18 protein-coding genes are annotated in these 22,385 nt (G+C 69.7%); 13 read left to right on the forward strand and 5 right to left on the reverse strand.

Annotated features, from left to right (window positions below):
* Positions 1–18: 18 nt before the first annotated feature.
* A complete protein-coding gene (gene eccE, locus ACFWRV_RS28420) occupies positions 19–1,380 on the reverse strand; it encodes a type VII secretion protein EccE (protein ID WP_384338579.1) in 1,362 nt (453 codons plus the stop codon).
* 226 nt (positions 1,381–1,606) lie between these two features.
* Here eccE and eccB point away from each other — a divergent pair, with 226 nt between their 5' ends.
* The 4 genes from eccB (at position 1,607) to ACFWRV_RS28440 (ending at position 5,387) form a co-directional block, all read left to right on the forward strand.
* A complete protein-coding gene (gene eccB / locus ACFWRV_RS28425; RefSeq protein WP_384338580.1) occupies positions 1,607–3,154 on the forward strand; it encodes a type VII secretion protein EccB in 1,548 nt (515 codons plus the stop codon).
* 52 nt (positions 3,155–3,206) lie between these two features.
* On the forward strand, positions 3,207–4,457 hold the full coding sequence (mycP, locus tag ACFWRV_RS28430; protein ID WP_384338581.1) for a type VII secretion-associated serine protease mycosin: 1,251 nt from the start codon (positions 3,207–3,209) through the stop codon (positions 4,455–4,457).
* Positions 4,458–4,694: 237 nt separating this feature from the next.
* Positions 4,695–5,033: a hypothetical protein gene (locus ACFWRV_RS28435; protein ID WP_384338582.1), complete on the forward strand. Its 339-nt coding sequence runs from the start codon at positions 4,695–4,697 to the stop codon at positions 5,031–5,033.
* Positions 5,034–5,078: 45 nt separating this feature from the next.
* A complete protein-coding gene (locus ACFWRV_RS28440) occupies positions 5,079–5,387 on the forward strand; it encodes a WXG100 family type VII secretion target (protein ID WP_384338583.1) in 309 nt (102 codons plus the stop codon).
* A gap of 81 nt (positions 5,388–5,468) precedes the next feature.
* Here ACFWRV_RS28440 and ACFWRV_RS28445 read toward each other — a convergent pair whose 3' ends face one another.
* Both ACFWRV_RS28445 and eccCa read right to left on the reverse strand, forming a co-directional pair.
* Entirely contained in the window at positions 5,469–5,702 is a 234-nt protein-coding gene (locus ACFWRV_RS28445; RefSeq protein ID WP_384338584.1) for a DUF397 domain-containing protein, read from the reverse strand.
* Between the two features lie 174 nt (positions 5,703–5,876).
* Positions 5,877–9,842, reverse strand: a complete 3,966-nt coding sequence (gene eccCa / locus ACFWRV_RS28450; protein WP_384338585.1) for a type VII secretion protein EccCa — start codon at positions 9,840–9,842, stop codon at positions 5,877–5,879.
* A 186-nt stretch (positions 9,843–10,028) separates the two neighbouring features.
* Here eccCa and eccD point away from each other — a divergent pair, with 186 nt between their 5' ends.
* From eccD to ACFWRV_RS28480, 6 genes are all read left to right on the forward strand, one after another.
* Complete coding sequence (gene eccD, locus ACFWRV_RS28455) at positions 10,029–11,501, forward strand: type VII secretion integral membrane protein EccD (protein WP_384338586.1); 1,473 nt, start codon at positions 10,029–10,031, stop codon at positions 11,499–11,501.
* 196 nt (positions 11,502–11,697) lie between these two features.
* Positions 11,698–11,988: a 30S ribosomal protein S15 gene (gene rpsO / locus ACFWRV_RS28460; protein WP_003965855.1), complete on the forward strand. Its 291-nt coding sequence runs from the start codon at positions 11,698–11,700 to the stop codon at positions 11,986–11,988.
* 319 nt (positions 11,989–12,307) lie between these two features.
* Complete coding sequence (locus ACFWRV_RS28465; protein WP_384338594.1) at positions 12,308–14,521, forward strand: polyribonucleotide nucleotidyltransferase; 2,214 nt, start codon at positions 12,308–12,310, stop codon at positions 14,519–14,521.
* Positions 14,518–15,897, forward strand: coding sequence for a M16 family metallopeptidase (locus ACFWRV_RS28470; RefSeq protein WP_384338587.1), 1,380 nt, complete (start codon positions 14,518–14,520; stop codon positions 15,895–15,897). Before ACFWRV_RS28465 ends, ACFWRV_RS28470 begins: the two co-directional genes overlap by 4 nt.
* Before the next feature lie 25 nt (positions 15,898–15,922).
* Entirely contained in the window at positions 15,923–16,675 is a 753-nt protein-coding gene (gene dapB / locus ACFWRV_RS28475) for a 4-hydroxy-tetrahydrodipicolinate reductase (RefSeq protein ID WP_384338588.1), read from the forward strand.
* Between the two features lie 11 nt (positions 16,676–16,686).
* Entirely contained in the window at positions 16,687–17,178 is a 492-nt protein-coding gene (locus tag ACFWRV_RS28480; RefSeq protein WP_384338589.1) for a hypothetical protein, read from the forward strand.
* A 106-nt stretch (positions 17,179–17,284) separates the two neighbouring features.
* Here the strand turns inward: ACFWRV_RS28480 and ACFWRV_RS28485 are convergent, their stop codons facing one another.
* Positions 17,285–17,836 carry a hypothetical protein gene (locus tag ACFWRV_RS28485; RefSeq protein ID WP_384338590.1) on the reverse strand — a complete coding sequence of 184 codons (552 nt, stop codon included), beginning with the start codon at positions 17,834–17,836 and terminating at the stop codon, positions 17,285–17,287.
* Between the two features lie 94 nt (positions 17,837–17,930).
* Positions 17,931–18,170: a hypothetical protein gene (locus ACFWRV_RS28490; RefSeq protein ID WP_384338591.1), complete on the reverse strand. Its 240-nt coding sequence runs from the start codon at positions 18,168–18,170 to the stop codon at positions 17,931–17,933.
* A 240-nt stretch (positions 18,171–18,410) separates the two neighbouring features.
* On the opposite strand from ACFWRV_RS28490, the gene thyX reads away from it, so the two are divergent.
* From thyX to ACFWRV_RS28505, 3 genes are all read left to right on the forward strand, one after another.
* A complete protein-coding gene (gene thyX / locus ACFWRV_RS28495; RefSeq protein WP_384338592.1) occupies positions 18,411–19,148 on the forward strand; it encodes an FAD-dependent thymidylate synthase in 738 nt (245 codons plus the stop codon).
* Positions 19,149–19,300: 152 nt separating this feature from the next.
* Entirely contained in the window at positions 19,301–20,200 is a 900-nt protein-coding gene (gene dapA / locus ACFWRV_RS28500; RefSeq protein ID WP_384338593.1) for a 4-hydroxy-tetrahydrodipicolinate synthase, read from the forward strand.
* Positions 20,201–20,330: 130 nt separating this feature from the next.
* On the forward strand, positions 20,331–22,016 hold the full coding sequence (locus ACFWRV_RS28505) for a ribonuclease J (RefSeq protein WP_103511627.1): 1,686 nt from the start codon (positions 20,331–20,333) through the stop codon (positions 22,014–22,016).
* The last annotated feature ends 369 nt before the right edge of the window (positions 22,017–22,385 follow it).

Below are 22,385 nucleotides of genomic sequence, written 5' to 3' on the forward strand. Positions count from 1 at the left end.
TCTTCCTCGCCCTCGGCATCAGCGGGTTCCGCCCAGCGGCAGCGTGGCGAGGACGCCGGGCAGCTGCTCGCGGTCCAGTCGCACCAGGGCCGTCTTCACACCGCGTGCGGTGCGTTCCAACTCATGCCGTGCGGCGACGAGTTCTTCGTCACTGCGGCCGGTGATCCGGACGTGGCCGGTGACCGAGACCTCGGAGCGGTCGCCCTGCGCGAGCGTCAGGCTGAAGGTGGTGGCCAGCGCCGGGAGCGAGGTGAGCAGCGCCACGAGCTGCGGCATCGACGCACCGCCGCCGCCCAACTGCGGCCAGCGCGCCACCCAGTAGGTGGTGTGCCGCCGGTCGTCGCAGCGCCAGGTGCGCGCCGTCTCCTCGGTCCGGCGGCCGGGCGTCTCGGCGCGGCTGGCGTGCGTCATCGCCATCGGGCTGACGCACGCCGATGTGGCGATGGCGGACGTCAGCTCCTGCTCGGTGAGCACCGTCGCCCGGAATCCCGCGCCGGTGAGCCGGCTCGCCAGCTGGTCCGCCACCCGAACCGCGCACTTCTGGGCGCCGACGATGCCGCCGCCGCGTGCCTCCACGGCCTCCGGGCACAGCTCCGGGTCGACCTTCAGGGCGATCCAGGTGATCCGCAGCGCCGGGGAACCGGTCTGGGCCTGCAACGGCACGTAGTTGCGCGCCGCCACGGACTGCGGCGGGAGGTGCGGTGCGGGAGCGGGCTGGGTGTGCTGGACGACCTGCGCGGACTCCAGCCGGATGCCGTCGACCTCCAGCACGTCCCGGATCAGGGTCAACGGCAGCGGATGGGCCGAGCGGTCGGGCCGCAGAGCGGTGGCGTCCGACTCGACCTGGACGACCGTCGTGACGAACGTGCCGTCGCCGATGATCCCGACCGGCCGACGGTCACCGTCGCTGAAGGAACGCGTGCGCAGCGCCGGATCGCACTCGACGGCCGGCGCGAGCCCCGGCTCGGTGTCCGGCGGCAGCGTCAACGCGGCCGCCCGTCGGGTCCGGGCCCGCAGCGCGATGACCGTACTCAGCCACTCCGGCAGCGACCGGCGGTGCCTGCGGACGACGGCCAGCAGCACCAGCACCGCCGCGATCACCCCGGCCGGGGCGAGCATCAGCGGATCGATCACCCAGGCGGTGAGCAGCAGGCCGACGGCGATTTCGATGAGTACGAGCTGTTGCAATCGGAACAGGCCGAACTGTCCGACACGTCCGCTCAGCCGTGGGGCGGCCCCTCCGCCGGTCCCGGCTGGAGTGCCCGACGAGCCCCGGGCGGCGGAGCGGGAACCCCGGCGTCCGGCCGGCTGCCCCCCTGCTCCCCGGGCCTCCGGAGAGGCCCTGTGCCCGGCCTGACGTGTCCGCGTTGCGGAAGCCATCATTCCGGCATTCCCCCGTTCGTAAGGCCCCAAGTCAACCCGATCGCCCCTGCCCCGCCGGGGGCTTGGGGGCTGGATCACCCTACCCGGCCCACCGGGGCCCGGCGTCAGCAGGCATAGTAGGGGCCGGTCCGGCAGCAGGATCCGGCATCCGGGGTCCGGCACGGGAGCGACGGCATCGCCCGCTTCCCGGCCGCGCGGGGAGACACGGGAGACAGACAGACTCATGGCATCACGGCGGGACGAGCTCAACGCGTACACCTTTGCGAAGAAGCGCACGGTCGCCTCATTCCTCCAACCGTCGGCCACCGGTACCGAGGAAGGCGCTCCGCGGCCGCTGCGCGCCGTCGTTCCCAGCCTGATCGTCGGTGCGCTCGTGCTGGCGGGATTCGGCGCCTGGGGCATGTTCAAGCCCACCGCCCCCAAGGACTGGGACAAGGCCGGCTCCAAGGTGATCGTCGGCAAGAAGTCCACCACGCGTTACGTGGTGCTTCCGACCGGCAAGGGCAAGGACCGCAAGAACCTCCTCCACCCCGTCCTCAACCTCGCCTCGGCCCGGCTCCTGCTCACTCCGCAGGAGTTCGGCGTCATCCAGGTCGCCGACAACATCCTGGACGCCGGCAAGCCGCCGCGCGGCCCGATCCTCGGCATTCCGTACGCGCCGGACCGGCTGCCGGAGTCGTCCGACGCGGGCACCGCCAAGCGCTGGGCCGTCTGCGTACAGCCGGGTGGCAAGGGCAACACCGTGCAGAAGGCGGCCTTCGTCTTCGCGGGCCGCGACGACAAGCTCACCGAGGGCAAGAAGCAGCTCAGCGGCGGTCAGGTGCTCTACGTCCAGGGCCAGAAGGGCAAGGCCCGCTATCTCGTCGACGCGACCGGCACCAAGTACCTGGTGAACGAGACCGCCGACGGCAACGGCATCCTCACCAACGCGCTCGTCGGCAGCCGCACGCCGCAACCCGTCACCGACGACTGGCTCGCGACCCTCCACGAAGGCAGTCCGCTGGCCTTCCCGCAGATTCCCGGTGCCATCGGTGAGCCGGCCGGCGTCCAAGGACAGCTCTCCGCCGAGGAGAACAAGATCGGCATGGTGCTCAAGACCCGAACCGGAGAAGGCACTCAGCACTACGTGGTCCTGGCGGGCAAGGTCCAGCCGATCTCCGAGTTCACCGCCTGGCTGCTCATCAACTCGCCGCAGACCGCCCAGCTGAACCTCAACAGCGAGGCCCGCGCGGTCGGCCTCCAGGACTTCGTCCCGGACGGCTCGACGTTCGCCGGACAGGGCGAGCGCTGGCCGGAGCGGAAGGCGAAGCAGGTCAACTCGGCCGGTGGCGAGGGCAGTCGGGACACCGTCTGCAATGTGCTCACCAAGGTCGACGAACGTGGTCGCACCACGCTGACCACGTGGGCCGGCACCGCCTATCCGGCCGACATCAACGCCGGCGGCACCAGCACCTACGTCACTCCGGGCAGCGGTCTCCTCTACACGCAGACGCGGACCGGCCAGACCCGGCCGGACGGCTCGCTGTTCCTGGTCACCGACACCGGACTGCGGTACGCCGTGCAGGCCAACGGCGACAGCGACGCCGAGCGCTCCGACATCGGCGCCGGAGGCCAGCAGACCCAGGACGGCCGGCCCGAGCCCAGCCAGGCCCAGATCCGCCTCGGCTACGAGAAGGTGACACCGCCGCTCGTCCCGATCGAGTGGTCGGACTGGCTGTCCAAGGGTCCGCGACTCGACACCAACAGCGCCCGCCAGCCGCAGGGCTCCTGACCGGCCGACGAGCCGGACGCGTGGAAACGTACAACTCGGGGGATAGGAAAAGATGTTGGACCGGATGACCGCACGGCTGCCCATGGTGGCGGCCGCCGCCCTGGCGGTCCTGGCCGCGCCGCACGCCGCCTACGCCGCCGAAGACACCGGTGCCGGGGGCCTCGGGATCGACGGCAGCGGCGAGTGCTCCTTTCCGATGAAGAAGCAGTTCGAGGGACGGCCCTGGTCGCTCCAGCGCGTCCTGCTCGACGAGCTGTGGCAGGACACCAAGGGCAAGGGCGTCCGGGTCGCGGTCATCGACACCGGCGTCGACAACGTCAACCCGCAGCTCAAACCGGCGGTCGACACGAGTGCCGGACGCAACCTCCTCAAGGGCGGCAAGCGGGACGGCACCGGCGACGCGATCGGCCACGGCACGAAGGTCGCCGGCATCATCGCCGCACGGCCCGCCAAAGGCACCGGATTCGTCGGCCTGGCTCCTGAGGCCACCATCATCCCGATCCGGCAGAACGACGAGAAGAACAGCGGCAAGGACACCACCATGGCCACGGCGATCGACCACGCGATCGCCAAGAAGGCCGACGTCATCAACATCTCGCAGGACACCACCAAACCGCTGACCGCCGACTCGCCGCTCGGCAGGGCCGTGGCACGGGCGATCCAGGCGGACATCGTGGTCGTCGCGTCCGCGGGCAACGACGGCGTGGACGGCCGGCAGAAGAAGACCTATCCGGCGGCCTTCGACGGAGTCCTCGCCGTCGCCTCCTCCGACCGCAACAACGAGCGGGCCGCCTTCTCGCAGGCCGGCGAGTTCGTCGGAGTCGCCGCACCGGGCGTCGACATCATCTCCACCGTGCCGGGCTTCGGACAGTGCAGCGACAACGGCACCAGCTTCTCCGCCCCGTACGTCGCCGGAGTGGCCGCCCTCCTCGTCGCCAAGTACCCGACCTGGAAGCCCGCCGAGATCATCGCGCGGATCGAGCAGACCGCCGAACGCTCCATCACCGGCCATGACGCATTCGTCGGATGGGGCGTCGTCGACCCCGTGCGCGCCCTCGCGGGCGACAAGGACGACGTCCCGCAGCCCGCACCGAAGCCCGATCCGCCCATGCCGAAGCCCCCCGCCCCCGAGCCCGCCCACCTGGCCATGTCCGAGACGTCGCAGGAGCGCAGCGAGCGCTACGCCACCTACGCGCTCGCCCTCGCCGCCGTACTCGTCTCCGTCGTGGCGGGCACCGCGACCGTCGTCCGCGATGTCCGGCGACGACGTGGTTTGCGTGGAGAGGTTCGCCGGGTGAGGTAGCTCTCTCCCGATAAACCGCAGTTGGGGTCAGCTGACGAAGTGGCTAGGGTAGTAGCAGACTTCACGTGTGTGACGGGGGAACGAGAAGTGGTTGAGTCCGACGTCCGGGGTGTGGGAACACCACCACGCACCTCAGGGACCTGCCTGATCCCCACCTCCTGATCCGGATCACACGGGGGACAGAGAGCCTGTCCGCGTCGCGCGGGCAGGACCGGAACGTGAGAGAGAGGACCTCGGATGAGTACGCCCAACCCCTCGGCCAACTTCGGACTGGCCGACGACAAGATCATCGAAGCGAAGAACAAGATCATCGAGACGGCCAACGCCGTGTCCCGGCAGTCCCGGGAACTCGCCGACATCCTCGCCACCGCCGGCGCGGGCTGGACGGGTGTCGGAGCCGCGGGATTCACGTCCGCGCAGATCAAGGTCAACGAGGACCACGACGTCATCCGGCGCCTTCTCCAGGTGCTCATGGACGCCGTGGGCGAGACCAAGAACCTCAGCAACGCCAATGACGAAGAGGTCTACGCGGCGTTCAACAAGGCCAAGAACAGCTCCGCGCTCAACGGCATCTGAGCCGTCCCACCACACTCACACCACCGCACACACGGGAGAACACCGATGGCCGGGGATCCGAGCAACACCAAGGTCAGTTACTCAAGCGTCCAGGAGATGGCGAACCGCATCCGCCAGGTCTCGAAGAACATTACCCACGACCTGAACGAGATGGACGCCGCCCTCAAGGTCGTCACCGGCACCTGGGACGGTGAGGCGCACGCCGAGTACGTCGTCCTCCAGGGCAAGTACAAGAAGCGTGCCGACGACATGCACGCGCGCCTCGAGGTGGTCGCGAAGATCATCGAGAACGGCAAGGACAGCTACCGCTCCACGGACGTCAAGTCCTCGCGCCTGTTCACCGAGGCGTTCTGAACCACCCTCCGCACCACCGCGTGCGGACGGCCGAGAGGGGCACGCTCCACCGTGAGCGTGCCCCTCTCGCGTGCCGCAACGCTACTTCAGGTCGAACTCGCCGTCCCGCGCCCCCAGCACGAAGGCGGTCCACTCGGCCTCCGTGTAGCGCAGCACGGTGCCCGGATCCAGCGAGGAACGCATCGCCACGGCTCCACCCGGCAGATGAGCGATCTCCACCCGCTCCTCCGCCTCCTCCGTCCCCGGGGCGCTGAGCCACTCCACCCCCGAGATGTCGAGTGCGTACAGCTCGTCCTTCTCCTGCTGGGTGCCCATCAGTTGCCTCTCTCTCGCGCTGCGGGAGCTTGCTCGTCGCCCCGTTGAAGATTATCCCCGTGCGCCGGGAAGCGGTCCGGGGTTCGGCCACGGGCCCGATGACCGGGCCCGTGACTCCGCCGGTCCACGGACACGGCACTGATCACCCGTACGAGCGTGCCCGCTCGCGTTCTCTCAGCGCTGTTCCGGAAGCCGTCCGATCTGCACCATCGGCGCCCCGCGCCGCCGCGAGGCGAAGTAGCCGCGCCCCGGCGGCATCGCGTGGCCGCGGACCGGGCCGATGAGCTCGCCCTCGCTCGGGTCGCCGGACAGCACCACACCCTGCGCACCCAGCTCCTTGATGCGCTGCATGAACCCCTCGTACATCGCTCGCGACGCACCCGCGGAGCTGCGCGCGATGATGAACCGCACCCCGGTGTCCCGGGCGAACGGCAGGTACTCCGCGAGTGCCGCCAGCGGGTTGCCCGCGTTCGTCGCCACCAGGTCGTAGTCGTCCACGATGATGAAGATCTGCGGACCCGTCCACCAGCTGCGGTCGCGCAGCTGCTGCGGCGTCACGTCCGCCGGCGGCTGCCGCCGGGAGAACACCCCCGCCAGCGCCTCCATGTGCATCTGCATCGAGCTCGCCATCGGCGCGTACTCCAGTACGTACTCCTCCGGCAGCGCGCCCAGCAACGCCCGGCGGTAGTCGCCGACGACCAGCTTCGCCTCGTCGGAGGAGTAGCGCTCCGCGATCTGCTTGGCGATCAGCCGCAGCAGGTTCGTCTTCCCCGACTCGCTGTCGCCGAAGATCAGGAAGAACGGATCCGTCTCGAAGTCGACGAACACCGGCTCCAGCGCCGTCTCGTCGATGCCGATCGCGATGCCCCGCTCCGGGAACTCGAACCCCTTGGGCAGCTGATCCGCGTCCAGCCTGCGCGGCAGCAGCCGTACGGCGGGTGCCGACCGGCCCGACCAGTTGGCCTGCACCGTGGCGACGAACGCCTCCGTGCCCTCCGACAGGTCCGCCGGGTCGCTGACCGAGTCGATACGCGGCAGCGCACCCATGAAGTGCAGCTTCTCCGGCACCTGACCGCGGCCCGGCACCCCCGCGGGGACGTTCGCCGCGACCTTGCGGTCGAACTCGGAGTCCATCGTGTCGCCGAGTCGCAGTTCGAGCCGGCCCAGCATCTGGTCCTTCAGCGCCGCGCGCATCTCCATGTACCGGGCCGCCGTGGCGACCAGGTGGATGCCGTACCCGAGGCCGCGCGAGGCGAGGTCGGTGACGACCTCCTCCAGCATCTCGTACTCGGTCCGGAACGCGCTCCAGCCGTCGATGACCAGGAACATGTCGCCCCACGCCTCGCCGGGCAGCTCACCCCGGGCACGCCTGCGCCGATAGGTGTTCATGGAGTCGATGGAGTTGGCGCGGAAGAACTCCTCGCGCCGGTTCAGGATCCCCGAGACCTCGGCGACCGTACGGCGCACCCGCTCGGGATCCAGTCGCGAGGCCATTCCGCCGACATGCGGCAGCCCCTCCAGCGAGACCATGCCGCCACCACCGAAGTCCAGCCCGTAGAACTGCACCTCGTCCGGGGTGTGCGTGAGCGCGAACGACGAGATCAGCGCACGCGCCAGCGTCGACTTGCCGGACTGCGGACCGCCCACGATCAGCAGGTGGCCGGCCGCACCGGAGAAGTCCCGGTACAGCAGCTCACGCCGTTGCTCGAACGGCTTGTCGATCAGCCCCAGCGGCACGATCAGCCCGCCCGGACGCGTGTACTCGGTCGAGGTGAACCCGCGGTCCGTCGTCGGCGCGAGCCCCGGCAGCAACTGGTCCAGGGTCGGCGCCCGGTCCAGCGGCGGCAGCCACACCTGATGCGCCGGCACCCCCTGGCCCTCCAGCCGCCGCACGATCACATCGAGCACCGTGTCCGCCAGCGCGTCGTCCTCCGCCCGCGCCCGCGCCGCCTCCGCGGCCAGCAGCTCGGGATCCGGCGTCCGGTACACCACCGGGACCGGCGCGGCCGAGAACACCGCGGGCCGCCGGTCGACCGACAACTGCCCCACCGACAGATCCGCGCCGCCCGTGCGGTACGTCCCCGACACGTACGCCGCCTTGAAGCGGGTCATCTCGTCCGTACCGAACTTGAGATAGCCGGAGCCCGGCACCGACGGCAGGTGGTACGCGTCCGGCACACCCAGCGCCGTACGCGACTCCGACGCCGAGAAGGTCCGCAGACCGATCCGGTACGACAGATAGGTGTCCAGACCGCGCAGCTTGCCCTCCTCGAGACGCTGCGAGGCCAGCAGCAGATGCACACCCAGCGAACGCCCGATCCGGCCGATCTGGATGAACATGTCGATGAAGTCCGGCTTGGCGGTGAGGAGTTCGGAGAACTCGTCGATCACCAGCACCAGCGAGGCCAGCGGCTCCAGCGCCGCGCCCGCGGCCCGCGCCTTCTCGTAGTCGTGGATGTTGGCGTAGTTGCCCGCCGACCGCAGCAGCTCCTGCCGCCGCTGCAGCTCACCGCGGATCGCGTCGCCCATCCGGTCCACCAGCGTCAGGTCGTCCGCCAGGTTCGTGATGACCGCCGCCACGTGCGGCATCTGCGACATCCCGGCGAACGTCGCGCCACCCTTGAAGTCCGCGAGCACGAAGTTCAGCGTCTCCGACGAGTGCGTCACCGCAAGACCCAGCACCAGCGTCCGCAGCAGCTCCGACTTGCCGGAACCCGTCGCGCCGACACACAGCCCGTGCGGCCCCATGCCCTCCTGCGCGGCCTCCTTGAGGTCCAGCATCACCGGCGCACCGCCCTCGCCGATCCCGATCGGCACCCGCAGCCGCTCCGACACCGACCGGGGCCGCCAGGTACGCGCCACATCGACCGAACCGGCGTCCCCCAGATTCAGCAGATCCGTGAAGTCCAGGTTCGCCAGCAGCGGTTCGTCGTCGTCGCCCCCGCCCGTCCGCAGCGGCGCCAACTGCCTCGCCAGCCCCTCGGCGGCCGGCAGCGACATCGTGTCCGGCACTCCCTCGTACGCCAGACCCGCACCCGACTCCAGCCGCAGCAGCCCCGGCCGCACCACCACCGACAGACCGCCGCGCTGCTCGTCCAGATCCCCGGAGACCACCTCGACGATGGTCACGCCCTGCAGCCCCTCCGCCGCCGCGAACAGCGAGTCCGGCGGCACCATCCCGCCGTCCAGGACCACCACGATGTGCGGCTGGTCCAGCACCGGCTGACTCTCCCGCCCGAACCGCGGCCGGCCCTCCAGACGGCTCGCCATCAGCTGCTCCAGCTCGCCGAGGTCGTCGCCGAACAGCCGCTTCGTACCGGCCCCGTCGATCTCGCCCGGCACCTGCGCGTGCGGCAGCCACTTCGTCCAGTCCCAGCGCTCCACCGCGTTCGGGGCCGCCACCACCGCGACCATCAGGTCCTCGGGGGAGTGCAGCGTCACCAGCTGGGCCACCATCGAACGCGCCGTGGACTGCGCCGCCTCCGGATGACCGGAGACTGTCACGTGGTAGAAGGCCCGCATCGAGACCGCCATCGGCAGCCCGTCCAGCGAACCGTGCACCGCCAGGAACCTCTGCATCGCACCGGCGCACATCGGCTCCAGCTCGTCCACCGGCGCGGTGTCCGGAGCGACCAGCGGCGTCGACAGCTGCTGCGCGCCGAGACCGATCCGCACCTGCGCGAAGTCCTTGTCACCCACGCGCCGCTCCCACAGCCGGGAGCCCTCCGCCACCACCGACCACAACTGCTCCGGCGACGGATGCAGATACAACTGCACATCGCGCTGCTTGCGCGCCGTGCGCCGGACCGTGCGCCGCGTCTGCGCCAGGTACTTGAGGTAGTCACGGCGGACATCTGCCATTTCCCCCTGCGTACCGCGGCGATACCGGACAAGCTGGGCAACCACCATGCCGACCGTCGAGACGAGCATCAGAACGCCCATGATCCGCATGAACGGAGGAGCCTGCGGCGAGAAGAAGAAAACCACCGACGAACCCATGCCGAGCACCGGAAGGATCTGCATCAGCATGCCCTCCTGCTGCCCGCGCGGCAGCTCCGGAGGCGGCTCCAACGTCAACTCGTCCGCCGGTACTTCCGGCGGCAGGGACCGCGGAGGTCGTTTCACGACGATCTGGCTCACCGGAACATCAATCCCTCGATACGGACGGGCGGAAAGCCGGTCTTGATCCGCACCGACGCCCCCGTGGCTGCGTGCGCGCACAACTTCCGTCCGCGCGACGGCGATCCTACTTGCAGGCCACCCGGCCCCCTCCCGGTAGGGTGGCGCGCGCACCGTGCGCAACCGCGAATCAGGGGGACCAGACACGTGAGTACGACCGCAGCGACGGGCTTTTGCCGCGTCACCGTCGTGGCACCCGACAGCCGGATCGACGTCGCCCTGCCCGAGGACATCGCCGTCGCCGACGTCTACCCCGAGATCCTGCGTCTCACGGGCCAGACCCAGGCCGCCGGAACACCCACCGGCTACCACCTCGTCCGCCGTGACGGAACGGTTCTCGACGGCGCCCGCACCCTCGGCGTCCAGCAGGTCCTCGACGGCGAGATCCTCAGCCTGCGCCCCTTCGGCCAGTCGCTGCCGCCCGCGGTCTTCGACGACGTCTCCGACGCCGTCGCCTCCGCCGTCACCCGCGACCGCCACCTGTGGAGCGACGAACTCCTGCGCGGCGCGGGCCTGGTCGGCGGCGTCCTGCTGCTCGTCCTCATGGCCTTCGTGATCTGGTTCGCCGACCCGGTGCGCCACGACATGCACAGCCTGCCCGGCATCATCGCGGGATCCGCCGGACTGCTCCTCACCGCCTTCGCCGGAGTGCGCGCCCGGGTCTACGGCGACCGCTCCACCGCCGTCGCCCTCGGCCTCGGCGCCCTCCCGCTCGTCCTCATCGCCGGCTCCGGCATCATCGGCCCGGACGCCGGCCAGGGACCGGGCCGGCTGCAGTTCCTGCTCGGCTGCGTCGCCGTGCTGGTCGCTTCGGTGGTCCTGGTCGCCCTGACCCCCAGCGGCGACGCGCCCTTCGTCGCGTCGACCTTCCTGGCCACCGTCGGCATGCTGGCCACCTTCGTCGCGATCCTCACCGAGGCATCCGCCACCGAGACCGCCGCCGTCTGCGCCCCGGTCGCTCTCGGCCTGGTCGCCTTCCTGCCCGGCCTCTCCGCACGCTTCGCGCGCCTGCCCATCGGCTACGCCTCGCCGCGCACCGCCCCGGGCGGCTACGACGACACGGACCCGGACACTCCCGAAGGCGACCCGGAGCCCGTCGACGCCGACCGCATCGCCGCCCAGGCCCGCCGCGGCCACGAGATGCTCCTCGGCCTCGTCGGCGGCTGCGCGGCCGTGGTCGTCGGCTCGGCCGCCGTCCTCGGCTTCTCCGACAACATCTGGGGCCAGATCCTCGCCCTGGCCGCGGGCCTCGCGATGCTGCTGCGCGCCCGCCTCTTCCGCTACACCTCCCAGGTCGCCTGCGTCCTGGTGGCCGGCATCGGGGCCATCGGGCTCCTCGTCCTCGGCCTCTCCCTGAACCCGCCGACGGACCTCCTGTACGAGCTGGTCCGCTACGGCGACCGCGGCGCTCTGGACATCCGTACGATCTGGCTCTCCGCCGCCGTCGCCGCCGGAGCCGCCCTGCTCACCGCGATCGGCCTGGTCATCCCGCGCAAGGGGCTCTCGCCGTTCTGGGGCCGCCTCCTCGACCTGACCGAGAGCGCGGTGCTGCTCTCGCTGGTCCCGCTCTGCCTGGCGGTCCTCGACGTCTTCGTCCGGGCCCGGGCCCTCACCAGCTGACCGGGGCGGGGGCGCCCCGCCGGCGGCGGGCCGTGACCTGAATGGCTGGTACTCTCACCAGTGGCCGTTTGTGTACGCGTCCTCGGATCATCCTGGGGGCTGCGCTCATCGGACCTTCGCCTCCGAGTCACGGAAGCTCCCCTGAGATCAAGACCAGGGGCACTCGTGGGCGCTTCGAACACCAAGAGGAGTACGCGTGCCGCTCGACGCCGCTACGAAGAAGCAGATCATGTCCGAGTTCGCCCAGAAGGAGGGTGACACCGGATCCCCCGAGGTCCAGGTCGCCATGCTCTCCCGCCGGATCTCGGACCTGACGGAGCACCTCAAGACGCACAAGCACGACCACCACTCCCGTCGTGGTCTGCTGATCCTGGTCGGCCAGCGTCGCCGCCTCCTGCAGTACCTGGCCAAGAAGGACATCCAGCGCTTCCGTGCGCTCGTCGACCGCCTCGGCATCCGCCGTGGCGCGGCCGGCGGCGCCAAGTAAGGACGCTGTGGAGAGGGAGCGGTTCCCGCGTTTGAGGGGACCGCTCCCTTTGCCGTACGTGCACGACCGGTGTCAAGCTCAGTAACCTGGGTCCAGCGACACCCGCACGACCCGCAACACCCGCGCGACGAACACGCGCGACCCGCAGGAACGAGGGAGAGGCGCGACGACGCCGCCGCCGGTCCTCGGTAGTGGCCCCCGGGAACATGCCCGGGAGCTTCGATCGAAGACCGGCCCGCATCCACAGTGCGCCTCTCCCGCACCGTCCCCCGCCACACGGGCGAGAGGACGAAAGACGACGAGTATGGAGAAATCACTAGTGGAGAACGAGACCCACTACGCCGAGGCCGTTATCGACAACGGAACCTTCGGCACCCGCACCATCCGCTTCGAGACGGGCCGCCTGGCCAAGCAGGCCGCCGGCTCCGCCGTCGCGTACCTGGACGACGACACCATGGTGCTGTCGGCCACCACCGCTTCCAAGCGGCCCAAGGACAACCTCGACTTCTTCCCCCTCACGGTGGACGTCGAGGAGCGGCAGTACGCGGCCGGCAAGATCCCCGGCTCCTTCTTCCGCCGCGAGGGCCGGCCCTCCGAGGACGCGATCCTCACCTGCCGCCTCATCGACCGCCCGCTGCGCCCCTCCTTCAAGAAGGGCCTGCGCAACGAGATCCAGATCGTCGAGACGATCATGGCGCTCAACCCCGACCACCTGTACGACGTGGTCGCGATCAACGCCGCCTCCTGCTCCACCATCCTGGCGGGCCTGCCCTTCTCCGGCCCGATCGGCGCCACCCGCGTCGCCCTGATCAAGGGCCAGTGGGTCGCGTTCCCGACGCACACCGAGCTCGAGGACGCCGTCTTCGACATGGTCGTCGCCGGTCGCGTCCTGGAGGACGGCGACGTCGCGATCATGATGGTCGAGGCCGAGGCCACCGAGAAGACCATCCAGCTCGTCAAGGACGGCGCCGAGGCTCCCACCGAGGAGATCGTCGCCGCCGGTCTGGACGCCGCGAAGCCCTTCATCAAGGCGCTCTGCAAGGCCCAGTCGGACCTCGCCTCCAAGGCCGCCAAGCCGGTCGGCGAGTTCCCGGTCTTCCTGGACTACCAGGACGACGTCTTCGAGGCGCTCGCGACCGCCGTCACCTCCGAGCTGACGCAGGCGCTCACCATCGCCGGCAAGCAGGACCGCGAGGCCGAGCTGGACCGCGTCAAGGAGATCGCCGCCGAGAAGCTTCTCCCGGCCTTCGAGGGCCGCGAGAAGGAGATCTCCGCCGCGTACCGCTCGCTGACCAAGAAGCTGGTCCGCGAGCGCGTCATCAAGGACAAGGTCCGCATCGACGGCCGTGGCGTCACGGACATCCGTACGCTCGCCGCCGAGGTCGAGGCCATCCCGCGCGTGCACGGCTCGGCGCTGTTCGAGCGTGGCGAGACCCAGATCCTGGGCGTCACCACCCTCAACATGCTCCGGATGGAGCAGCAGCTGGACACCCTTTCCCCGGTGACCCGCAAGCGCTACATGCACAACTACAACTTCCCGCCGTACTCCGTCGGCGAGACCGGCCGCGTGGGCTCGCCCAAGCGCCGCGAGATCGGCCACGGCGCGCTCGCCGAGCGCGCCATCGTGCCGGTCCTCCCGACGCGCGAGGAGTTCCCCTACGCGATCCGCCAGGTCTCCGAGGCGCTGGGCTCCAACGGCTCGACGTCCATGGGCTCGGTCTGCGCCTCCACCATGTCGCTGCTGAACGCCGGTGTGCCCCTCAAGGCCGCCGTCGCCGGCATCGCCATGGGCCTGATCTCGCAGGAGATCGACGGCAAGACCCACTACGTCGCCCTCACCGACATCCTCGGTGCGGAGGACGCCTTCGGCGACATGGACTTCAAGGTCGCCGGCACCAAGCAGTTCGTGACCGCGCTCCAGCTCGACACCAAGCTCGACGGCATCCCCGCCTCGGTCCTGGCCGCCGCGCTGAAGCAGGCCCGTGACGCGCGTCTGCACATCCTGGACGTCATGAACGAGGCCATCGACGTCCCGGACGAGATGTCCCCGAACGCCCCCCGGATCATCACCGTCAAGATCCCGGTGGACAAGATCGGTGAGGTCATCGGCCCCAAGGGCAAGATGATCAACCAGATCCAGGAGGACACCGGCGCCGACATCACGATCGAGGACGACGGCACCATCTACATCGGTGCCCAGCAGGGCTCGCAGGCCGAGGCCGCCCGCGCCACGATCAACGCGATCGCCAACCCGACCATGCCGGAGGTCGGCGAGCGCTACCTGGGTACGGTCGTCAAGACCACCACCTTCGGTGCGTTCGTCTCGCTCATGCCGGGCAAGGACGGCCTGCTGCACATCTCGCAGATCCGCAAGCTCGCCGGTGGCAAGCGCGTGGAGAACGTCGAGGACGTGCTCGGCGTCGGCGCCAAGGTCCAGGTCGAGATCGCCGAGATCGACTCCCGCGGCAAGCTCTCCCTCATCCCCGTCATCGAGGGCGAAGAGGACGAGAAGAAGGACGACACCGACAAGTGACGTCCCGTAGTTCCGCGACGACGGCCCGCGCCTCCTCCAAGGCGCGGGCCGTCGCCCGTACCCAAACGCTTCTCCAGGGCAGCAACGGCATCGGCACGGTCCGCCGGACCGTCCTCCCCGGCGGTCTGCGGATCGTCACCGAGACCCTGCCCTCCGTCCGGTCCGCCACCTTCGGCATCTGGGCCAACGTCGGTTCCCGCGACGAGACGCCCACCCTGAACGGCGCGACCCACTACCTCGAACACCTCCTCTTCAAGGGCACCGCCAAGCGCTCCGCCCTCGACATCTCCTCCGCGATCGACGCGGTCGGCGGAGAGATGAACGCCTTCACGGCGAAGGAGTACACCTGCTACTACGCGCGGGTCCTGGACACCGACCTGCCGCTGGCCATCGACGTCGTCTGCGACATGCTGACCGGCTCGCTGATCGCCCCCGAGGACGTCGACGCCGAGCGCGGCGTCATCCTCGAAGAGATCGCGATGACCGAGGACGACCCGGGCGACTGCGTGCACGACCTGTTCGCGCACACCATGCTCGGCGACACCCCCCTCGGCCGCCCGGTCCTCGGCACCGTCGACACGATCAACGCGCTGAACCGCGGCCAGATCGCCCGCTTCTACAAGAAGCACTACGACCCCACGCACCTCGTCGTCGCCGCCGCGGGCAACGTCGACCACGCCACGGTCGTACGCCAGGTCCGCAAGGCCTTCGACCGCGCCGGCGCTCTCGCCCGCCACGACGCCGTTCCCGTGGCGCCCCGCGAGGGCTCCCGCACCCTGCGCACCGCCGGCCAGGTCGAGCTGCTGAACCGCAAGACCGAGCAGGCCCACGTGGTCCTCGGCATGCCCGGCCTCGCCCGCACCGACGACCGCCGCTGGGCCCTCGGCGTCCTGAACACCGCCCTCGGCGGCGGCATGAGTTCCCGCCTCTTCCAGGAGGTACGGGAGAAGCGCGGCCTGGCCTACAGCGTGTACTCGTACACCTCGGGCTTCGCCGACTGCGGCCTCTTCGGCGTCTACGCGGGCTGCCGGCCCAGCCAGGTCCACGACGTCCTGAAGATCTGCCGCGACGAACTGGACCGGGTCGCCACCCACGGCCTGGACGACGACGAGATCACCCGCGCCATCGGGCAGCTCTCCGGGTCCACCGTGCTCGGCCTGGAGGACACCGGCGCGCTGATGAACCGTATCGGCAAGAGCGAGCTGTGCTGGGGCGAGCAGATGTCGGTCGACGACATGCTCGCGCGCATCGCGGAGGTCACCCCCGACGACGTACGGGAGGTGGCGGGCGAGCTCCTCACCCACCGCCCCTCGCTCTCGGTCATCGGCCCGCTCAAGGACAAGCAGGCGGACCGCCTGGAAGAAGCGGTCTCCTAAGCCCTTAATCCCTTAAGGAATCAAGATGAGCAAGCTGCGCGTAGCCGTTCTCGGTGCGAGGGGCCGCATCGGCTCCGAGGCCGTCCGGGCGATCGAGGCCGCCGACGACCTGGAGCTGGTGGCGGCGCTGGGCCGGGGCGACAAGCTGGAGACCCTCGCCGACGCGGGCGCCCAGGCCGTCGTCGAGCTCACCACCCCCGCGTCGGTGATGGGCAACCTCGACTTCTGCGTCCGGCACGGCATCCACGCCGTCGTCGGCACCACCGGCTGGACCGACGAACGGCTCGCGCAGCTGACCACCTGGCTGGACAACTCCCCGGAGACCGGCGTCCTCATCGCCCCGAACTTCTCCATCGGCGCGGTCCTGACCATGAAGTTCGCGGAGCAGGCCGCCCGCTACTTCGAGTCCGTCGAGGTCGTCGAACTGCACCACCCCAACAAGGTCGACGCCCCCTCCGGCACCGCCACCCGCACCGCGCAGCTCATCGCGGCCGCCCGCGCCAAGGCCGGCAGCGCACCCCAGCCGGACGCCACCACCACCGCCCTGGACGGCGCACGCGGCGCGGACGTCGACGGCGTCCCGGTCCACGCGATCCGCCTCCGCGGCCTGCTGGCCCACCAGGAAGTGCTGCTCGGCGGCGAGGGCGAGACCCTCACCATCCGCCACGACTCCCTCCACCACAGCAGTTTCATGCCGGGCATCCTGCTCGGCGTCCGCCGCGTGGTGACCACTCCCGGCCTCACGTTCGGCCTGGAACACTTCCTCGACCTGAACTGACTGAGCCCACCATGCGCGCAAAGATCACCTACTTCATCACGGCAGCCGTCCTGGTCTTCTACTTCGTCCTGGTCGGCGGCCGCGGTCTGATGCTCATCCGGCACGGCACGCTGCTCACGGTCACGTTCGGCGTCGCCGTGCTGATCCTGCCGGTGATCGGCGTCTGGTTCCTCTGGAAGAACACCCAGTTCGTCCGCCGCGCCAACGTGCTCGCCGCCGAGCTGGACGCCGAGGGCGGCCTGCCGGTCGACGACCTGGCCCGCACGCCGTCCGGGCGCATCGACCGGGACGCCGCCGACGCGGTCTTCACCAAGCGCCGTGAGGAGACCGAGGACGCTCCGGACGACTGGCGGACCTGGTTCCGGCTGGCGGTCGCCTACCAGGACGCGAGGGACACCCCGAGGGCCCGCAAGGCCATGCAGAGGGCGATCGCACTGCACCGATCCAGCGCGCCCGCACCCTCGTCCCCGCCGAACGCCCCCTCCAGCCCGTCCGGCGCTTGAGGACACCAGTCCAGCCCGTCCGGCGCTTGAGGACATCTTTCACGCCGTACGCAGATGAGCCCGGGACCCACAGGGGCCCCGGGCTCATCCACGTACAGGTAACGGCTCACACCTGGCGGTACTCGTCCGCCCACGCCTCCACCGCATCCGTGGCCCGCTCGAACGCCTCCTCGCGCCCGAGGAAGTCCGCGTTGTGGTCGGTGGCCAGCGGCGGCAGCGTCTCACCGCTTTGCCGGACCACGACGAGCGCCTGGCCCTGGACCGTACGGGGGAAGCCCATCCACTTCACGGGCTGCTGGACCGTACGAACCGCCGACGTCCCGCTCCACGCCACCGTGGTGGTCCAGAAGAAGCCGACGCGCCGCACACCGTGGCGGCTGACCCACGCGCCGGCCCGCAGCAACCGCAGGGCGGCGGCGATCACCGCACCGGCCAGCACCAGACACACGATGGCGCCCGAAGGCGCTCCGGCCACACCGGTGATCATGGCCGCGAGCAGAACGAACGAGGCCAGCAACAACAGGGTGGCCGCCGCCGCGACCCGCCACGGACCGGGGCGGTAGGGCCGCCGCCAGCTGTCGTGGTCGTCGAACGGCAGCGCGACGTCCTCCGCGCTCGCGTCGAATGCGCGGTCGGCCGTCAGAAAGGGCAGGGGCACGACTCATCCTCACTCACAAGCACGCTCGATTGCTGTGCCCGGTGAGGCTACCGAGACCGCCCCCGACCCGACCACCCCAGGGGGTCCGTACGAGTCAGCGGCCCTGCGAGGCGTTGGACTGCTTGCCGTGCTCCGCGGGCTGTCCGGTGTCGAGCGCCGGCAGACCGAGCAGCAGCGAGCCCGCGAGACCGGCGACCACGGTCAGCCCGACGAGCGACCGCCCCAGCAGTTCGGGAACGGAGGCGCGGGTGATGGGAGGGGGAGTGACATTACTGCGGAACCGGTCGGACTCCGCGACGAACGAGAACGGGACGGCTTCACGCCGGCGGAACATGAGGAAACTCTCCTTGATCTGCGTGACAGGTGCTGCTATTGAGTCAGACGTACGACAGCCCGAATCGGTGCCCGAATCGCCGTACTTGTTGGGGGAACTCCACGAACGGCTGCCCGGGGCCGCCGCGTGCATGCATGCGAGCAAGGGGTGCGTGCACGCAAGCAAGGGACCCGTAAAGTGGTCGCCGCCCGAGCGAAGCCTCGGGTTCTCCCCGCGCCGCCCCTGGAAGGACCCCCGTCGGTGACCGACACCCCCGAACCCGCAAAGCCCCACTTCCGCAGTGACGTCACCGTCGAGCTGGTGAAGAGCGACGCGCGCGACGCGGACGTGCTGTTCGCCGCCCGGGTCTCCACCGCCGGCGAGCAGTCGCTCGAAGAGGTCACCAAGGACCCCGAGCGCTCCAAGGGGCTCATCAACTACCTCATGCGGGACCGGCACGGCAGCCCGTTCGAGCACAACTCGATGACGTTCTTCATCAGCGCCCCGATCTTCGTCTTCCGCGAGTTCATGCGGCACCGCGTCGGCTGGTCCTACAACGAGGAATCGGGCCGCTACAGGGAGCTGGAGCCGGTCTTCTACGTCCCCGGAACCTCCCGCAAGCTGGTCCAGCAGGGCCGCCCCGGCAAGTACGTGTTCGTCGAGGGCACCGAGGAGCAGTACGACGTCACGACCCGCGCCATGGAGGAGTCCTACCGGGCCTCCTACGAGGCGTACCAGGAGATGCTGGCGAAGGGCGTGGCCCGCGAGGTCGCCCGCGCGGTCCTCCCTGTCGGCCTCTTCTCCTCGATGTACGCCACCTGCAACGCGCGCTCGCTGATGCACTTCCTCGGGCTGCGCACCCAGCACGAGCTGGCGACGGTCCCGTCCTTCCCGCAGCGCGAGATCGAGATGGTCGGCGAGCAGATGGAAGCCCACTGGCAGCAGCTCATGCCGCTCACTCATGCGGCCTTCAACAAAAATGGACGGGTAGCCCCGTAGGCGGTGTCCGTATTGCGGCGTTTCGAGAAGTTCATCTAGGCTGATCAAACGGACCCGGCACTGCTTGAACCCCCGAGCAGGCAGTGCCGGGCTCCTCTTCCTCGTCCCCCCGAGGGGACCCCGCGCGCTGAGCAGCGAGTAGCGTGTTACCCATGGCTCCGATCTCCACTCCGCAGACCCCCTTCGGGCGGGTCCTCACCGCTATGGTCACGCCCTTCACGGCGGACGGCGCTCTCGACCTCGACGGCGCCCAGCGGCTCGCCGCCCACCTGGTGGACGCAGGCAATGACGGCCTGATCGTCAACGGCACCACCGGTGAGTCCCCGACCACCAGTGACACGGAGAAGGACCAGCTCGTACGGGCGGTGCTCGAAGCCGTCGGCGACCGAGCACATGTCGTCGCCGGCATCGGCACCAACGACACCCGCCACAGCGTCGAGCTCGCCCGGACGGCCGAGCGCACCGGCGCCCACGGGCTGCTCGCCGTGACGCCGTACTACAACAAGCCGCCGCAGGAGGGCCTGCTCCGGCACTTCACGGCCATCGCCGACTCCACCGGCCTGCCCGTGATGCTGTACGACATCCCCGGCCGCAGCGGGGTGCCGATCGACACCGAGACCCTCGTCCGGCTGGCCGACCACCCGCGGATCGTCGCGAACAAGGACGCCAAGGGCGACCTGGGCCGCGCCAGCTGGGCCATCGCCGAATCCGGCCTCGCCTGGTACTCCGGCGACGACATGCTCAACCTGCCGCTTCTCTCGGTCGGCGCCGTCGGCTTCGTCTCCGTCGTCGGCCACGTGGTCACCCCCGACCTGCGGGCCCTGATCGAGGCGCACCTGAGCGGCGATGTCCAGAAGGCCACCGAGATCCACCAGAAGCTGCTCCCGGTCTTCACCGGCATGTTCCGCACCCAGGGCGTCATCACCACGAAGGCCGCTCTGACCCTCCAGGGCCTCCCGGCCGGACCGCTGCGCCTGCCCCTGGTGGAGCTCAGCGTCCAGGAGACGGCCCAGCTCAAGATCGATCTCGCCGCCGGCGGGGTACAGCTCTAATCACAGACTTCACAACTGAATACGCGAGGCGACTCGCATCGAGCACCACCCCAAGACAACAGCAAGTGCACGAATGACATGCGCGCCACGTGCCTCAGCGGTACGTGGCGTGCGTGGTAAGGAGAGTCTTTTGAGTCATCCGCACCCTGAACTCGGTACCCCGCCGAAGCTCCCGAAGGGCGCCCTGCGGGTCACCCCGCTCGGCGGCCTGGGCGAGATCGGCCGCAACATGACGGTCTTCGAGTACGGCGGCCGCCTGCTCATCGTCGACTGCGGCGTCCTCTTCCCCGAGGAGGAGCAGCCGGGCATCGACCTGATCCTGCCGGACTTCACGACGATCCGGGACCGCCTGGACGACATCGAGGGCATCGTCCTCACGCACGGCCACGAGGACCACATCGGTGGCGTCCCCTACCTGCTGCGCCTGAAGCCGGACATCCCCCTCATCGGCTCGAAGCTGACCCTCGCGCTCATCGAGGCGAAGCTCCAGGAGCACCGCATCCGCCCCTACACCCTTGAGGTGCAGGAGGGACAGCGGGAGCGCATCGGCGTCTTCGACTGCGAGTTCATCGCGGTCAACCACTCCATCCCGGACGCCCTCGCCGTCGCCATCCGCACCCCCGCGGGCATGGCCGTGGCCACCGGTGACTTCAAGATGGACCAGCTTCCGCTGGACGGCCGTCTCACCGACCTGCACGCCTTCGCGCGGCTGAGCGAGGAGGGCATCGACCTCCTCCTCTCCGACTCCACCAACGCCGAGGTCCCCGGCTTCGTGCCGCCGGAGCGGGACATCTCCAACGTCCTGCGCACGGTGTTCGCGAACGCCCAGAAGCGCATCATCGTGGCGAGCTTCGCCAGCCATGTGCACCGCATCCAGCAGATCCTGGACGCCGCCCACGAGTACGGCCGCAGGGTCGCCTTCGTCGGCCGCTCGATGGTCCGCAACATGGGCATCGCCCGCGACCTGGGCTACCTGAAGGTTCCCGCCGGACTGGTCGTCGACGTCAAGACCCTCGACGACCTCCCGGACGACGAGGTCGTACTCGTCTGCACGGGTTCGCAGGGCGAGCCGATGGCGGCCCTCTCCCGGATGGCCAACCGCGACCACCAGATCCGGATCGTCCCGGGCGACACGGTGATCCTCGCGTCGTCCCTGATCCCGGGCAACGAGAACGCGGTCTACCGCGTGATCAACGGCCTGACCCGCTGGGGCGCCAACGTCGTCCACAAGGGCAACGCCAAGGTCCACGTCTCGGGCCACGCCTCGGCCGGCGAGCTGCTGTACTTCTACAACATCTGCAAGCCGAAGAACCTGATGCCGGTCCACGGCGAATGGCGCCACCTGCGGGCCAACGCCGAGCTGGGCGCGCTCACGGGCGTGCCGAAGGACCACATCGTCATCGCCGAGGACGGCGTGGTCGTCGACCTCATCGACGGCAAGGCCAAGATCGTCGGCAAGGTCCAGGCCGGTTACGTCTACGTCGACGGACTCTCCGTCGGGGACGTCACCGAGACCTCCCTCAAGGACCGCCGCATCCTCGGCGACGAGGGCATCATCTCGGTGTTCATCGTGGTCGACAGCTCCTCCGGCAAGATCGTGGGCGGCCCCCACATCCAGGCCCGGGGCTCCGGCATCGACGACAACGCCTTCGTCGGCGTGACTCCGAAGATCCAGGAAGCCCTGGACAAGTCGGCGCAGGACGGCGTGATGGAGCCCCACCAGCTCCAGCAGATGGTCCGCCGGACGGTCGGCAAGTGGGTGTCCGACACCTACCGCCGGCGCCCGATGATCCTTCCGGTCGTCGTCGAGGTCTGACCCCTCACGACCGCCTGACCTGGAGCGGGGCCCCCGATTTGCATCGGGGAGCCCCGCTCCAGTACGTTTACGGCTCCGCCTGAACGGGAAGCACCGCGCGCATCTGTGCGTCGGCAGCACCTCAACGGGGCGGGAATTCCGACTCAGAATCTCTGATAATGTCGGATCCGCCGAAAGGCAAGGCCGCTCCACAGGCCACCGGAAATCACATTCGGACCGGAAACGGAACGAAAAGAGTCTGGTAAAGTTGGAACCGCCGGAAAGGGAAAACGCAAAAGCGAAGAACCTGGAAAGCGAAACTGCACGGCCCGCTTCGACCGGGAGTCAGACACTGGAAAGCGTCTGATAGAGTCGGAAACGCAAGACAGC

It is taken from the genome of Streptomyces sp. NPDC058576 (genome assembly GCF_042718715.1).
Taxonomy (GTDB): domain Bacteria; phylum Actinomycetota; class Actinomycetes; order Streptomycetales; family Streptomycetaceae; genus Streptomyces.

Bases quoted from the DNA above. Each gene is read 5' to 3' on its own strand.
- dapA (WP_384338593.1), top strand. From the start codon at position 19,301: ATGGCTCCGATCTCCACTCCGCAGACCCCCTTCGGGCGGGTCCTCACC.
- ACFWRV_RS28445 (WP_384338584.1), bottom strand. From the start codon at position 5,702: ATGGGCACCCAGCAGGAGAAGGACGAGCTGTACGCACTCGACATCTCG.
- ACFWRV_RS28490 (WP_384338591.1), bottom strand. From the start codon at position 18,170: ATGTTCCGCCGGCGTGAAGCCGTCCCGTTCTCGTTCGTCGCGGAGTCC.
- ACFWRV_RS28480 (WP_384338589.1), top strand. From the start codon at position 16,687: ATGCGCGCAAAGATCACCTACTTCATCACGGCAGCCGTCCTGGTCTTC.
- mycP (WP_384338581.1), top strand. From the start codon at position 3,207: ATGTTGGACCGGATGACCGCACGGCTGCCCATGGTGGCGGCCGCCGCC.
- ACFWRV_RS28440 (WP_384338583.1), top strand. From the start codon at position 5,079: ATGGCCGGGGATCCGAGCAACACCAAGGTCAGTTACTCAAGCGTCCAG.
- eccB (WP_384338580.1), top strand. From the start codon at position 1,607: ATGGCATCACGGCGGGACGAGCTCAACGCGTACACCTTTGCGAAGAAG.
- eccE (WP_384338579.1), bottom strand. From the start codon at position 1,380: ATGGCTTCCGCAACGCGGACACGTCAGGCCGGGCACAGGGCCTCTCCG.
- dapB (WP_384338588.1), top strand. From the start codon at position 15,923: ATGAGCAAGCTGCGCGTAGCCGTTCTCGGTGCGAGGGGCCGCATCGGC.
- ACFWRV_RS28435 (WP_384338582.1), top strand. From the start codon at position 4,695: ATGAGTACGCCCAACCCCTCGGCCAACTTCGGACTGGCCGACGACAAG.